The organism is Polymorphospora sp. A560, assembly GCF_045781765.1.
Classification (GTDB): Bacteria; Actinomycetota; Actinomycetes; order Mycobacteriales; family Micromonosporaceae; genus Polymorphospora; species Polymorphospora lycopeni.
On record NZ_CP122282.1, the window covers coordinates 6,862,851 to 6,877,033 of the forward strand.

The 14,183-nt window shown below is 73.8% G+C and carries 8 protein-coding genes; all 8 read right to left on the reverse strand.

Annotation, left to right across the window (positions count from 1 at the left end; all coding sequences use genetic code 11):
* Window positions 1–25: 25 nt before the first annotated feature.
* Window positions 26–1,516 (reverse strand): MFS transporter, encoded by a 1,491-nt coding sequence (locus QCD66_RS30875; RefSeq protein WP_364218365.1) that lies wholly within the window; start codon window positions 1,514–1,516, stop codon window positions 26–28.
* On the reverse strand, window positions 1,513–2,421 hold the full coding sequence (locus QCD66_RS30880) for an SDR family oxidoreductase (RefSeq protein WP_375735234.1): 909 nt from the start codon (window positions 2,419–2,421) through the stop codon (window positions 1,513–1,515). Before QCD66_RS30880 ends, QCD66_RS30875 begins: the two co-directional genes overlap by 4 nt.
* Window positions 2,422–2,745: 324 nt before the next feature.
* Window positions 2,746–3,159 carry an acyl-CoA thioesterase gene (locus QCD66_RS30885; RefSeq protein WP_357533057.1) on the reverse strand — a complete coding sequence of 138 codons (414 nt, stop codon included), beginning with the start codon at window positions 3,157–3,159 and terminating at the stop codon, window positions 2,746–2,748.
* A 6-nt stretch (window positions 3,160–3,165) separates the two neighbouring features.
* The gene (locus QCD66_RS30890; protein ID WP_375735233.1) at window positions 3,166–8,775 is read right to left on the reverse strand and encodes an SDR family NAD(P)-dependent oxidoreductase; all 5,610 of its coding nucleotides are present in this window, start codon (window positions 8,773–8,775) and stop codon (window positions 3,166–3,168) included.
* The gene (locus QCD66_RS30895; protein ID WP_375735232.1) at window positions 8,772–9,839 is read right to left on the reverse strand and encodes an enediyne biosynthesis protein UnbU; all 1,068 of its coding nucleotides are present in this window, start codon (window positions 9,837–9,839) and stop codon (window positions 8,772–8,774) included. The genes QCD66_RS30890 and QCD66_RS30895 overlap by 4 nt, the downstream gene beginning before the upstream one ends.
* Window positions 9,836–11,728 carry an FG-GAP repeat domain-containing protein gene (locus tag QCD66_RS30900; RefSeq protein ID WP_375735231.1) on the reverse strand — a complete coding sequence of 631 codons (1,893 nt, stop codon included), beginning with the start codon at window positions 11,726–11,728 and terminating at the stop codon, window positions 9,836–9,838. The genes QCD66_RS30895 and QCD66_RS30900 overlap by 4 nt, the downstream gene beginning before the upstream one ends.
* Window positions 11,729–11,761: 33 nt before the next feature.
* The gene (locus QCD66_RS30905; RefSeq protein WP_407566892.1) at window positions 11,762–12,712 is read right to left on the reverse strand and encodes a DUF1702 family protein; all 951 of its coding nucleotides are present in this window, start codon (window positions 12,710–12,712) and stop codon (window positions 11,762–11,764) included.
* Between the two features lie 135 nt (window positions 12,713–12,847).
* Window positions 12,848–14,170, reverse strand: coding sequence for an aminotransferase class V-fold PLP-dependent enzyme (locus QCD66_RS30910; RefSeq protein WP_375735230.1), 1,323 nt, complete (start codon window positions 14,168–14,170; stop codon window positions 12,848–12,850).
* Between the last annotated feature and the right edge of the window lie 13 nt (window positions 14,171–14,183).

Consider the following 14,183-nt stretch of genomic DNA (forward strand, 5'->3'; position numbering starts at 1 on the left):
CCACCTTTTCGCGTGTGTGGTGCCGTCAGTCGGCCGGACCGGCCGGGGCCGGGGCCGGGCTGACCGGTGCCGGCGGCGCCGGCTGGCGGGGCAGGGCCAGCACGCAGATCGCCACGAGGGCGGGCAGCACCAGCGCGGACAGGAAGCCGGTCCGGTAGCCGGCCATGGCCGCCTCCGCCGACTCCGGCCCGCCGTTGGCCACGATCACCCGTACGACGATCAGGTTGAGGACGGCCAGCACGACGACGCCACCCATCTGCTGCGCCGTGGAGAGCAGCCCGGAGGCGAGACCCTGCTGCTCGTTGGCGACCCCGGTGGTCGCGACGAACATCGCCGGCGCGAAGCCGAGGCCGCCGCCGATGCCGAAGACGACCAGGCCGGGTACGACGTTCAGCAGGAAGCTGCCGTCGGCGGGGGCACTGGCCAGCAGGAGCATGCCGAGCGCGTTCAGTGCCGCGGACACCAGCAGGACGGCCTTCACCCCGAACTTCGCGACGGCGGCGCCCGACTTCAGCGCCACGATCGTGATGACCGCCGAGACGGGTGCGAACGACAGGCCGGCCACCAGTGCCGACGCGCCGAGCACCTGTTGCATGACCAGGGCGGCGAAGAACACGGTGCCCATGGTGGCGCCGGCCGAGGCGAAGCAGATGACGTTGCCGAGGCTGACGTGCCGGTTGCTGAAGAGGCCGAGCGGGACGATCGGGTTCGCCACCCGCCGTTCCACGAGCAGGAAGACGACCAGTACGGCGAGCCCGGCGAGCGCGCTCACCGCGACGAACGGGCCGAAGCCGTTGGCGGCCTGCCCGGCCGCGGCGACGAGCAGCACCATGCCGCCGGTGAGCAGGCCGGCGCCGGTCAGGTCGGTGCGGCCCTGGGACTGGCCGGGGCGGTCGGCGGCGACCTGGCGCAGCACGGCGAAGACCACCAGCGCGGCGAACGGCAGGTTGATCAGGAAGATCAGCCGCCACGAGGCCAGGTCGGTGAGGACACCACCGAGCAGCTGCCCGACGACGCCACCGCCGGCGGAGACGGCGCCCCACATGCCCAGTGCCTTGGCCCGGCCGGCGCCCTCGCCGAAGCTCGTCATCACCAGCGACAGCGCGGCGGGCGAGATCATCGCCGCGCCGATGCCCTGCAGCGCCCGGGAGACGAAGAGCGTCCAGCCGTTGACGGCGATGCCGCAGCCGAGCGAGCCGAGGGCGAACACCGCGAGGCCGATCAGCACCATCCGCCGGGCACCGAGGAGGTCGGCGAGCCGCCCGGCGACGACCAGGAAGCCGCCGAAGGTCAGCGAGTAGGCGGTGCCGATCCACATCAGGTCGCCGGGGGCGATGCCGAGGTCGCCCTGGACGGTGGGCATGGCCACCGCGACCACGGCGACGTCGAGGATGAGCATGAACTGGGCCAGGCAGAGCACCCAGAGCAGCAGCCCGCCGCCGCCGCCAGAATCGGTGTCGGTTGCCCCGGACGGTGCGGTGCCACCCGTGGGGGGTTTGGTGACCTCTGCGCTCATCGGTAGTCCTCCGGATCGACGTCCTTGCGACCGTTCTCGAAGACGTCGACGCGGTACTTCCCCCAGTCGGGGCGGGACCCGTCGACGTCGGTGAACCCGTATTCGTTGGCGAGCTGCCACGAGGACAGCACCTGCCCGTTCCACCGGGCGACCTTCTCGTCGCCGGCCAGTGCGGCCACCGCCCGGCCGACGTAGTGCGGGGTCTCGGAGATGGCGAAGTGGGGGTCCTTCCTCGCCGCGTCCCGCCAGTTGCCCTCGGCGACGCCGAAACCCTCGAGCATCGCCTCGGAGCGCAGGAAGCCGGGCGTCAGCGAGACCGCGGTGACCCCGTGCTTGCCGAGGTCCTCGCCCAGCACCTTGCCGAGACGGCGGACGCTGGCCTTGACCACGTCGTAGAACAGCGAGCCGTAGTAGTCCTCACGGTCGCCGTCGGTGATCTCGACGAGGAGTCCGCCCCGGTCGATGAGCAGCGGGACGAGGCGGTGCAGCGACACCAGGTGGCTCTGCACGCCGTTGCGCCAGGCGGTCAGCGACCGGTCGAGGTCGTGCTCCCAGAACGGCTTGCCCCACTCGACCAGCGGGTCGCCGCCCCAGACGTCGTTGACCAGGATGTCGAGCCGCCCGTCGACCTCGGACCGGATCCGGTCGCGCAGCGCGTCGACCTCCGCCGGTTCGCAGAAGTCGACGCGGACCGGGATGCCGCGCCCGCCGGCCCGGTCGACCAGTTCGGCGGTCTCCTCGATCGTCTCCGGCCGGTTCATCGCCGACGGCGCCTGCCGGGTCGACCGCCCGGCGACGAACACCGTCGCACCGGCCGCCCCCAACTCCACCGCGATGCCCCGGCCGGCGCCCCTCGTCGCACCCGCGACGACGGCGATCCTGCCCGCCAGCGTCCTGTCCACCAACGACCTGCCCTCCAACGATCGGCACGCCCCCGGCCGGTCGCGCGGGCGGACCACGTGCCGTCCGGCCACCGACCGTCCACCGTGCCCGGTCTGGCCGCGCCCCGTGACGCACCCACGCGGATCGGCCGGACGTGCGCCCGGCGACTTTCTGATCTGCTCCTCAAAGGGGTAGTTAGTCAATCACAGAAATGATTCAGGTAGAACCATGACGTGACGGTCGCCGGACAGATCCAGCCGTTGCCGGCAGCGCGACCGCGGCTGGCCGGGCGAATCGGGACCACCGCGTACGCCGGGACCGGCAGCTACAGGTTTTCGCGGTGAAGATCATGACGGGAACGCCGCCGCCGCCCGGACCAGTTCGTCCGGCACCGGGACCGGCACCGGATGCGGCTCGGCCCGGCGCAGGCAACCGACGGTCTGCCGGCCGACGGCCACCGTCTCGTCACCGCGGCGAAACCTGAAGTCCATCGCGATCCGGTTGCCGCCGGTGTCGCGCAGGGTCATCTGCACCTCCACCAGGTCGAGCCCGAAGCACTCGGCGTAGTAGTCCATCCCGCAGGAGATGGTGACCAGGGCGAGTTCCCCGGACTTCAGCGCGGCCATCACCCCGGGGGCGTGGTCGACCAGGAAGCGTTCCCGGCAGTGCCCCTGCCAGTGCAGGTAGTGGGCGAAGTAGACGTTGCCCACCAGGTTCGTCTCGTCGAGGGTCACCAGGTGCCGGTAGACGTACACGGACATGTCATGTCACCTTCCCTCCACGGCCACCGCGACCGCCGCGATCGCCGGCCGGTCGGCGCCGACCAGCGACATCCGCGCGGTCAGCACCTGCGTGCCGTTCGCCCGCAGTACGACGGTGCCGGGGTCGACCACGATGTCGACGCGCAGCGGCTGGTCGTGCGTACCGCCGGTGAGCTGGCGCAGGGCGGCCCAGGCGGAGGTGACGCGCCCGAGCGCCTGCGCGAAGGGTTCGTCGGCCTTGTCCGCGACGTCCCGGGCGAGCTGGTGCTGCCACCCCTCCCCCTCGCCGGCCGGGGCGTCGTCGGTGGCCGGTACCTCGTCGGTGGCCCACCGCCATTCCAGGCCGACCGGTCCGCCGGCGACCGCGCCGAGCACTCCCGGGACGCCGGCGCCGGACGGTGCCGAGGACAGGTCTACGGTGTCCGCGACCCCGCACTCGATGAGCCGGCGGGCCAGGTACGGGCCGACCGCCGCCACCGGCAGCGGACCGGGCCGGGGCCGGCCCACCGCGCGCAGCCGCAGCCCCTCCCAGGCGGCGACCGCCCGGCCGGCGGCGTCCCGGGCCTCGACGTCGTAGACGTAGTCGTCGGCGGTGTGCCGGCGCTCGACGGCGGTCACCAGGACCGGGCCGTCCGGGCGGTGCCACACGGTGAACCGGTCCACCCCCACCGGCAGCGCCCGCCGGTGCGGTACGCAGGCGAGCAGCACGTGGATGCTGGCGTCGTGCAGGCCGGGGTCGCCGAGCAGCAACTCGTCGCCGTGGAACGCGGAGAACCAGCGGCCCGCCTGGTCGGCGCCCACCCAGGCCCGTACCTCGAACGCGGACAGCCGGTCGTAGCCGACCAGACGGCGGAACCGTCCGCTGTGGAACAGCAGGTCGCCGTAGAAGGGGTGCGGCGCCGCACCGGCCGGTGCCGGCCCGACCTCGGCGTCGGGCGGCGCGGCCGGCGGCAGCGGGTCGACGGTTCCCCGGAAGCGGTCGGCGGCGAAGCCGTCGCTGTCGTCGCGCAGTGTCACGGTGACGGCGTCGGGGTTCGTCGCCGCGCCGACGGCCGAGCAGCGCAGTGCCCGCTCCGCCCGCTCCGGAACGGTGATCGGGGCGGCGAACTCCGCGTCGCACACCGACCAGACCGGCCGCGGCCCCCGCAGCGACCGGGCGCTCTGCGCCATCGCCTCGAGGCCGAGCACGGCCGGGAAGACCGCCGTACCGTCCAGCCGGTGGTCGTCGAGGTAGGGGTCGGCGCCGAGCGAGAGCGAGTTCTCCAGCACCACCTCCACCCCGGGCAGCAGGTCGCGGCGGCTCTCGGCGAACCGGAGCGCGGGCACCTCGACGGTCGCGGTGGCGAACGTCGGCATCGCCGGGAACCGGCTGGTGACCGTCACCGTGACCGGGGCGCCGGGATCGCCGACCAGGTCGAGCAGAACGGCGCAGCCGTCGGCCGGGAGGATGGGCGCCACGCCCCGCCGGGCGAGGCTGTCGACGGCGCCCAGCCGGACCCCCATGCCGAGGTCCGACCAGACCGACCACTCCAGCACCAGGGCGCGGCGGTCCGGGTGCGCGGCGGCCCACCGCTCGACGAGCAGCCGCATCCAGTCGTTGGCGACGCAGTACTCCGGCTGCCCGGTCAGCCCGCACCGGCCGATGATCGAGCCGAAGCCGACGACCAGCCGCAGGTCGGGGCCGGCGGCGTCGAGCAGGTGCCGCAGGCCGTCGACCTTGGGGCGCAGCACCCGGTGCAGCGACGCCGCGTCCACGTCCGGCATCGGGCGGGGCTCGTTGATCCCGGCGCCGTGCACGATGCCGGCGACGACCCCGTCGGCCGCCGCCGCGGCCAGCGTCCGCCGTACCTGGTCGGCGTCGGTGACGTCGCAACTGACGTACGTCGCCGGGGCGCGGCGGCGCAGGCGGTCCAGGCCGGCCACGACGGCCGGGGCGTCGGCGGCGGTGCGGCCGAGCACGAGCAGCCGGCAGCCGCTGCGTTCGGCCAGCACCGACGCGGCCTCGGCGGTGATGCCGTCGACCCCGCCGGTGACCAGCAGCACGTCGCCGGGGCGCAGCGGCGCGTCGCCGCCCTCGCCGGTGGCCCGGACCGAGGTCTCGACCCGGTGCCGGCTCCCGTCGGACCCGATCCGCAGTTCCTGGTAGCCGTCGGCGACCAGGTCGGGCAGGTCGTCGGGCCGGGCGTCGGCCGGCAGCTCGACCACGGTGGCGTGGCATCCGTACTCGGCGACCGCGCTGCGGGCGACGGCCGCGGCGGCGGGATGGCCGTGGTGCGTCACGAGCAGCCGTTCCGGCCGCTCCCGGCCGATCCGGGCCAGTAGTTCGGCGACCGGCCCGGCCAGGTGGTCGCTCGGCACGCCGGGATCGACCTCGGGCAGCGCCACGGCCAGCCCGGTCGCCGGTACGTCGTCCGGCGCGGCCAGCCGCTCGGCCAGCCAGTGCCCGTCCGGCGCGACGACCCGCCAGGCGACGGTGGGCGCGGGCCGGTCCGGCGTCCGGTGTTCGACGAGGCGGTGGGCGAAGACCCGGGGGCCGGGCGGCGGCTCCGGCGGGGCGTCGGGCGCCGCCACGGGCGCTGCCGGCCGGTCGGCGCTGGCGAGCACCTCCGCCGCCTGCGCGACGGTGGCGCCGGCCAGCAGCACCGGGGTGAGCTTCACGTCGCGGCCGAGCATCCGGGCCACCTCGCTCACCGTGTGCACCACCTGCAGTGAGCTGAGGTGCAGGTCGCCGAGGAGGTCGGCGGTCGGCCGGATGGCGGCGACCGGCAACTCCAGCGTACGGGCGAGGTGTTCGCGCAGGACGGCCAGCGGCTCGCCGCCGGTGGTGACCGGTGCGGCGGCCTCGGCGACGGGCGCGGCGGCCGGCGCGGACGCGACGGCGCGGGCCGGTGGGCGTACGTCGGCGACCTCGTCGACCGGCAGCGTCTCGCACGGGTTGGTGAGCAGTTCGACCGGCTGCCCGGCGGTCATCAGCCGGTAGCCCCGGCCGGCGAAGTACGGGCCGAGGTCGGCGGCGCCGGCGGCGGCGAGTACGGCGGTCGCCATGGCGTGCTGGCGCTGCCCGCCGCCGCAGTCGAGGCTGACGGCCGGCAGCGGCACCCCGCAGTCGGGGGCCAGCCGGGTCAGGATGGTGCCCGGTCCGGTCTCGACGAGCAGGTCGCACCGGCCGGCCAGGTCCCGCACCGCGGCCAGGAAGTCGACCGGCCGGGTCAGCTGCTCCACCAGCAGGGCGGCGAGGTCGGTGGCCGGGGTGAGCGGGGCGCCGGTGGTGGTGGACACCACCGTCGCGCGTGGCTCGCCGAAGGTGAAGCCGCTGAGCGCGAACCGGAGCGGGTCGGCGACCGGTTCCATGGCCGGGCTGTGGAAGCCGTGCGAGACGGCGAGTTCGACGCCGGTGACGCCCGCGGCGGCGGCCCGGCGCAGCACCTCGCGCACCCGCGGGACCGGGCCGGCGACCGTCGTCTGGTGGGCGCCGTTGCGGCCGGAGACGACCACGCCGGTGCCGTCGAGCAGGGCGGCGGCCCGGTCGGCGTCGGTGGCCAGGTTGGCCATGCCGGTGCCGGGCCGGCCGTAGTCGGCCATCAGCCGCCCGCGTACGGCGGCGAGCCGCAGCCCGTCGACCGGGTCGAGGGCACCGGCGTGGACCAGTGCGGTGATCTCGCCGAGGCTGTGCCCGACGGCGGCGACCGGCCGGCAGCCGAGCGCGTGCAGCCAGGCCAGGCCGGCGAGGCTCTGCCGGACGATCGCCGGCTGGGCCACCTGGGTCGCGGCGTCGCCGTCGCGCAGCCCGACCCCGTCGGGGACCACCGGCACGCCGGGCCGGTCCAGCCAGTACGGCAGCCGGGCGCGGACCGGCGCGGCCTGGCCGGGGAACAGCAGGCCGACCCGGGCCGGCGCGCCGACGCCGACCGCGCACCCGGCCCGCTCGTCGATGCCGACCGCGACGGGTTCGGCCAGGAGTTCCCGGGCCCGGCGGGCGGCGGCGGCGAGCTGGTCGGGCCGGGCGGCGACCAGTGCCGCGCGGGCCGGGCCGTGGTCGCCGGTGTGGTGGCAGGTGGCGGCCAGGTCGTGCAGTTCGGCGACGCTGAGCCGGTCGGCCTGGGCGGCCAGCAGGTCGAGCCGGTCGGCGAGGTCGGCCCGGTCGCGGCCGTGCAGCAGCACGATGTCGTACTCCGGCACCGGGGCCGCCCAGCGGGCGACGGCGGGTGCCGGCAGCGGGGCGCCGCTGCCGGCTCCGCGCAGGACCAGATGGGTGTTGATCCCGCCGAAGCCCATGGACGAGACGCCGGCGACCGGCTCCGGGTCGGTCCACGGTTGCGGCTCGGCGAGGATCCGGACCGGTACGCCGGGTCCGCGCAGCAGGTCGTGCGGCTCCTCGCAGCCGGTGGTGGGCGGCAGGATCCGGTGGTACGTCGCCAGTGCCGCCTTGATCAGTCCGGCGACGCCGGCGGCGGCCTTGGTGTGGCCGATGTTGGCCTTGATGCTGCCGAAGGCGGCCGGGGTGCCGGCGCGTTCCAGCACCTGGCGCAGCACCCGCATCTCGACCTGGTCGCCGACGGCGGTGCCGGTCCCGTGCCCCTCGATCAGGCCGACCGCGGCCGGGTCGACGCCGGCCATCCGGTAGGCGCGGGCCAGCGCCCGGGTCTGGCCGCTCACCTCGGGCCGGGTGAGGCCGCCGGAGCCGTCGGAGGAGGTGCCCCAGCCGACGATCGTGGCGTACGTGCGCAGGCCGAGCCGGTCGGCGTGGGAGGCCCGCATCAGCGCGACCATCCCGCAGCCCTCGCCGGGCAGGAATCCGGTCGGGTTGGCGTCGTAGACCCGCATCTCGTCGACGGCGAGCGCGCCGACCCGGGCGAAGCCGACGAGTTCGAGCGGGTCGAGGCTGAGGTCGACGCCGCCGGCGATGGCCAGGTCGAGTTCGTGGTCGCGCAGGGCCCGGCAGGCGGTCATGACCGCGAGCAGGCTGGACGAGCAGGCACCGTCGACGGTGTAGCCGGTGCCGTGGAAGTCGAAGTGGTTGCAGATCCGGCCGGCGATGGTGTTGGACAGGGCGCCGGCCAGGGTCTCGTCGTTGGGCGCGGCGAAGGCGTCGCCGACGAGTTGTTCGAGTTCGCCGAGGGTGGCGGTGACCCGGTCGGGTTCGATCCCGCTGCGGCGCATGGCCAGGGCGCTGGCGTCGCGCAGGAATGGCAGCCGGGCGCGTACCGTGGCGGCCCGGCTGAACTCCCCGGTCAGCGAGTTGCCGAGCACGACCCCGACCAGGTCGCGGTCGACCCCGGCCCGGTCGAGGTCGGGTCCGGACAGGCCGGCGTCGGAGAGCACCTCGGCGGCGGTCTGGAGGGCCAGCCAGTGGCTGAGGTCCGCCGACCGGTACAGCGGTCCGGGAATCCCGAACCGCTGCCGGTCGAACGACCAGTCCCGCAGGAGACCGGCGTGGGTCACGTACGTCGTGTCCGCCTCGTCCGGGGTGCCCCGGTAGCCGGCACCGAGCCGCTGTTCCGGCAGTCGCCGGAAGGCTCGGCGCCGGCCGAGGACGGTCTGCCACAACTGTCCGGCGTCGGTGGCGTCGGGGTAGTGGCAGGCCATCCCCACGATGGCGATCGGTTCGGTACTCATTTCGGCGGTCCGGCCACTGTCTTCGCGGGCTCGGCCACCGGGGCGGCGGGGGTGGTGCCGGCCGTGGCGGTGGCGGTTGCGGCCGTGGCGGCCTCGGCCGCCCGCCGGTTGGACTCCCGGCGGGCCGGACTGAACAGGAGGATCAGGCCGCGCAGGATGCAGGTGATGACGAGGGCGAAGAAGAGTCCGAAGGAGACCTCGGCGAGGACCAGGATCGAGTAGGTCGCGGCGGCGGTCAGCCCGAAGATCACCTGGCCGCGCCGGGATCTGGGCGTGGTGCCCGGGTCGGTGATCATGTAGTTGGTGAACAGGATGAAGGCGAAGCCGGTCATCGGCAGCAGCGCGCCGACCAGCGAGTGGTCGAGAAACAGCCAGCGCAGGAACGCCTGGGCCGCGAAGCCGAGGACCCAGGCCATGATCAGCGGGATCTTCTTGGTCAGCCCGGCGTTGAGCATCGTCCCGGCGCCGAGCACCGCGAGCGGGAGCAGCCAGTCCAGCGTGTCGGAGATGTTGTTGGTGAAGTGGTACGGCGGGGCGATGCCGACCCACGGGAAGACCACCAGGGTCAGCGCGATACCGGCGTTGGACGGGTTGAGCATGTGCCGCAGCCGGCCGTTCTCGCGCAGCCGGATGACGTACTTGCTGGCGTTGGCGGCGGTGACCGCGAACAGGTAGGGCCAGATCGACTCGTGGCCCCACAGCAGCATGGCGCAGGCGAGCCCGGCGATGTGCGCCGGCAGCAGGAACGTCACCAGGTTGCCGGTGCCGCCGGTGAACTCCGGCACCCGGCCGTGTGCCCTGCTGTCGACCCATTCCATCAGCAGGGCGGTCGTGTAGCTGCCGAGCAGCGCGAGGATCGGGGTGATCGGCGACTGCTCGAAGCCGAGGAAGAGGTGCCCGACGATGTTGAACACGGTGATGGAGAGCGCGAACCGCTGCAGCGCCTTGACCCGGGGCGGGGTCGGTGGCTTGGCCGCCGCGGCGGCGGGTTCGGTGGTGGTGCCGCCGACCGGCTCCGGCCTGTCGGCCGGCGTACTGGTGGGGGGTGCGGCCGTCGTCGTCATCGCAGTTCCGCCGTTCCGTTCGGGGTGAGCAGAATCGTGTGCCGGCCGGCGGTCAGCTGGACGTCGGCCCGGTGCACCGTGGTGCCGGCCCGCCAGGTGATGGTCGCCCGGGTCGCGCCGGTCGACGGCAGGGCCATGGAGACCTCGGCGGCGGAGACGCCGGCGTGCCCGTTGGCCGGGAAGAACTGGGTCCGGCGGACGCCCTCCGGGTCGTGCACCTCGATCTTGGCGCCGATCGCCGGGCGGGTGCCGGCACCGGCCGGCATCTCCAGCCGCAGGAACGCGCCCGGCCCGGCCGGCCCCTCGTTGATCAGGACCCGGGAGTCCTCCCACTGGTTGGCCACCAGCATGTCGAGCTTGCCGTCGCCGTTGACGTCGCCGAACGCGAATCCCCGGGACACGTCCTGCGCGCCGAGGCCCACATCCTTGGCCAGGTCGGTGTAGCGGCCGTCGGACCCGCGTACCCAGAAGGGGTTGTGCTGGTGCCCGGACAGGTCGTCGCCGGGGCCGAACACCGGCCAGGACACCGGGAAACGGGTCAGGCCGTCGTTGCCCATCGCCAGTTCCTGCAGCAGCGGCCAGCGGTTGACCTCGCCCTTGATGAAGCCGGTCGCCTGGACCAGTTCGTCGACGCCGTCGTTGTCGAAGTCGCCGGACTTGACGTCCCAGCCCCAGCCGGACCGGGACAGGCCGAGCCGTTCGCTGTCGTTGCGGAACGGCACCTTGCCGCGCAGCAGGTCCTCACCCTTGCCGTCGGGCACGAAGGCGAAGTTGCTCTCGTGCAGTCCGAAGGGGTGGGTGATGTTGCTGACGACCATCATCGGCAGTTCGCTGCCCCGGTCGTAGGTGTAGGTGATGCCCATGCCCTTGAAGGAGTCCCGGCCGAGCACCAGCGACTTCGGGGTGACCATGTCCCGGTCGCCGATCACGGCCTCGAACCGGGCCTTGCCGGGCGTGGAGTGGTTGACCAGCAGGTGGTCGGGGCCGAAGTCGTTGGCGAGGTAGGCCTCCGGCAGGTGGTCGCCGGTGAGGTCCTGGAAGCCGATCGCAAGGGTCCACGAGGTGCCGGCCCGCTCCGGGATGGCGGTGGAGGCGTCGGTCAGCACGGGCAGGGTGTCCGGCTGGCCGGTCGGCCGGGCCAGGAAAAGACGGTTCATGCCGGCGTTCGCGGCCAGCGCCATCGAGTCCTGCATCGCGATGCGGGCCTCGTTGGTGATGGCGGGGTCGAGGACCTTGCCCTCGTCCGGGAAGTAGTTGGCCACCATCACGTCGAGGTGGCCGTCCCCGTCGACGTCGGCGACGTTGAGGCCGGTGGAGTTCCAGACCTGCATCGGTACGACCATCTCGACGGCCCGGAAGGTGGCCGCGGTCGGGGTCGTGGCGGGGCCGGCCGTGTTGACGAACAGCACCGGCGTGCGGCCCCAGTAGTAGACGATGATGTCCTGGTCGCCGTCCTCGTCGAGGTCCGCCGGCACGCAGCCCATCGGCGCCATCGTGGCGTCGTACGGCAGCCCGGTCGGGAGCAGTTCGACCGGGGCGTACGCCGGCCCGCCCGCGCCGGGCACCGGCCGCACCGTGACCGAGTCGTCGCGGGGGTCGACCAGGCAGGCGTCGGTGGCCCGGCCCTGCCCGGTCAGGTCGACCAGGCCGACGGCCGCGCCGACGGCCGAGATCCAGGCCCGCAGCCCCCACAACGCGGGCGCGACCGGCCGCATGTACCGCGCGTCGGGCGGGGTGGAGTTGAGGTTCTGTACGGCGAACCCGAAGCGCTCCACCGTCCGGGCGCGTTCGGCGTCACCGAGCGCTGGTCGGCTGACCAGCAACCCGAGCGCGACGCACAGCACCACCCCCAACACCGGGGCAAGCGCAAGCCGTAGGGCTTTCGGCATGTCTGTCTACCTCCTCGAGGGCAGCACCGGATGTCAGAAGCGCGCGTCGCAGCGGCGGCGCAGCCTGGCCCGCCACTCCATGTACGCGGGCAGTTCCGTCGACGTCAGCAGGTCTTCGGCGTCGGTGTCGGTCCAGCCGGCGGCGGTCTCCGCCGAGACGCCGACCAGGCGCTGGCAGGCCAGCGTGGTGTGCGCGGGAACGATGCCGGCGCGGACCCGGGCGCCGGCGGCGAAGGTGACGCCCTGGCGCAGGTGCGCGGCGTGCACGCCGGCGTGGACCGGCAGCCGGTCCATCTCCTCTTCACTGACCCCGCCGGCGTAGCCGCAGGCCAGCCCGACGCCGCTCCACAGCGGAGCGCGGGCGGCGAACGGCTGCCGTTCGATCGCGGCGGCGATGCCGTCGACGTCGGCGGACTCGAGGAACCACAGCGCCCGCCCGCAGCCGGCGACGACGGCCTCCCAGCGCTCGCCGCTGTGGCGCGCGCAGCGCCGGGTCAGCGCCGCCGGCCCGCCGAAGAACGTCTCGGCGAAGCCGGCGCCGTCGAGCGCCAGCCAGCGCAGCAGCGGGGCCACCGGCAGCCTGGGCAGCGGCAGCCGCATCGGCGCGAAGGTCCAGCCGGCGCCGACGTGGATCAGGTGGGTGTAGCCGTCGCCGGGGCCGGCGAGCAGCCGGCTCAGGGCCTGCCGGCGGGCCGGTACGACGTCGAGCATGGAGGCGAACATCGCGGCGCCCTCGTACGCGAACCCGCGTTCCTCGGCGGTGACCGCCGCGAGCGGGCCGTGCAGATCACCGCGGTTGCGGGCGGCGAGGTTGAAGCCGGTGAGGAAGCTGCGGGCGTGCCGTTCGAGCAGCGCGCGGGATTCCGGGCGGGTGCACCGGAAGCCGCGGTGCGCGAAGTCGGCCATGCGCATCGGCAATGGCCAGGACTGCACGGGAAACGCGCCGAGATCATTGGACGCAGGCTTGTTGGCTTTCTGCAACACGTGGTCCTCCAGTGTGAGCCAACCACTGCCAATTGATTATCATCGAATATTGGCAGCAGTCAAGTTTCATTGACAGCTTCTGTCAACTCGGTCCGCACGCCGCTCCACAACTCGGCTGTGAGCAGGCATTACAGGTCAGCTCACCCGGCTGGCCAGGGCCGCCATCGCAGCCACCGCCGAATCAATTTCGTCATAAGTGTTGTAAAGGTGCGGCGAAACGCGTATTGCGAATCGCATACCTGAATTGTTCGGCGTAGCGAAACCGGTCACCGAGGTCACGATCCGGTATTCGTCGCGCAGCCGGGCGGCGAACTCGCCGTACCGCGCCATTTCCGCGGGCCCGTCAGCGGCCTCGGGAAACGGTGTGAAGGCGATCATCCCGCAGCGCAGCCGGGCGTCCTCGACCGAGTTGTAGAGCGCCGCCGTACCGAAGTGCTCGGCGACACCGGACAGCAGCCGGTCGCCGAGCGCACGGACGTACCGGCCGATCTCGGCCCGCCCGATCCGGTCCCAGAGCTGACACGACAACCGCAGGGCGGCCGCCCGCGACAGGTCGACGGTGTCGGCGCGCTGCATCAGGTCGGCCAGGTCGTACGCGGGCTCGGTTGTGGTGGTGCGCGGCGGCAGGCCACCCTGTGCCGGGTACGCCAGCGACGGCGCCGGCCAGAAGGCCGGCAGCGGAAGCGGGTTGTGCCGGGGCAGCACCCGGTTGCGGGCGTAGACGAAGGCGGTGCCCTGCGGGCCGCACTGGAACTTCGCCCCCGACCCGGTCAGGAAGTCCACCCCGAGCGCGTGCAGGTCGAGTTCGAGCTGCCCGGCCAGTTGCGCACCGTCGACCACCGACACCAGGCCGTGCCGGTGGGCGAGTTCGGCCAGCAGCCGGCTGGGGAAGACGGTCCCGGTGGTCAGGCTCACCGCCGGCCACTGGAGGACCCGGGTACGTGGCCCGATGGCGGCCGCGAAGGCGGCGACGATGTCCTCGGCCCGCTGCTCCGGCCCGACCCGCAGCGCGGCCCGGCGGACCACCACGCCACGCCGGTTGACCAGCGCGTTGAGCGGGGTACGGATGGTGAAGCACTCGTGGTCGGTGCTGACTATCTCGTCGCCCTCGGCCAGCTCCAGTCCGTTGAGGACCCTCGTGTTGGCGTCGATGGCGCTGCCGGCGACACAGATCTCGTCCGGCGCGCAGCCGTAGCCGCCGGCCAGGACGGTCCGCACGTCGACCAGGGCGCTGTCGTCGTACGGGTCGCGCGGGACGCGGGCGAGTTCCCGGTCGGCGACCCCCAGCCGGTCCAGGGCCGCCCGGGGCGGTGAGCCCACGGTGGCCGTGTCGAGGTGGACGGTCGACGGGTCGAGCAGGAACAGCTCGCGAATCCGGCGCCAGACCGTGGGGTCGTCCAGCGATCCGCCGGTCCCCTCCGGCACCCGGTGCTCCGTACCGGCCGTGTCTGTGGTCACCTCGACGTCCTCC

Excerpts from the sequence above, each read along its gene's own strand:
- QCD66_RS30875 (WP_364218365.1), bottom strand. The coding sequence starts at position 1,516 with ATGAGCGCAGAGGTCACCAAACCCCCCACGGGTGGCACCGCACCGTCC.
- QCD66_RS30890 (WP_375735233.1), bottom strand. The coding sequence starts at position 8,775 with ATGAGTACCGAACCGATCGCCATCGTGGGGATGGCCTGCCACTACCCC.
- QCD66_RS30885 (WP_357533057.1), bottom strand. The coding sequence starts at position 3,159 with ATGTCCGTGTACGTCTACCGGCACCTGGTGACCCTCGACGAGACGAAC.
- QCD66_RS30895 (WP_375735232.1), bottom strand. The coding sequence starts at position 9,839 with ATGACGACGACGGCCGCACCCCCCACCAGTACGCCGGCCGACAGGCCG.
- QCD66_RS30900 (WP_375735231.1), bottom strand. The coding sequence starts at position 11,728 with ATGCCGAAAGCCCTACGGCTTGCGCTTGCCCCGGTGTTGGGGGTGGTG.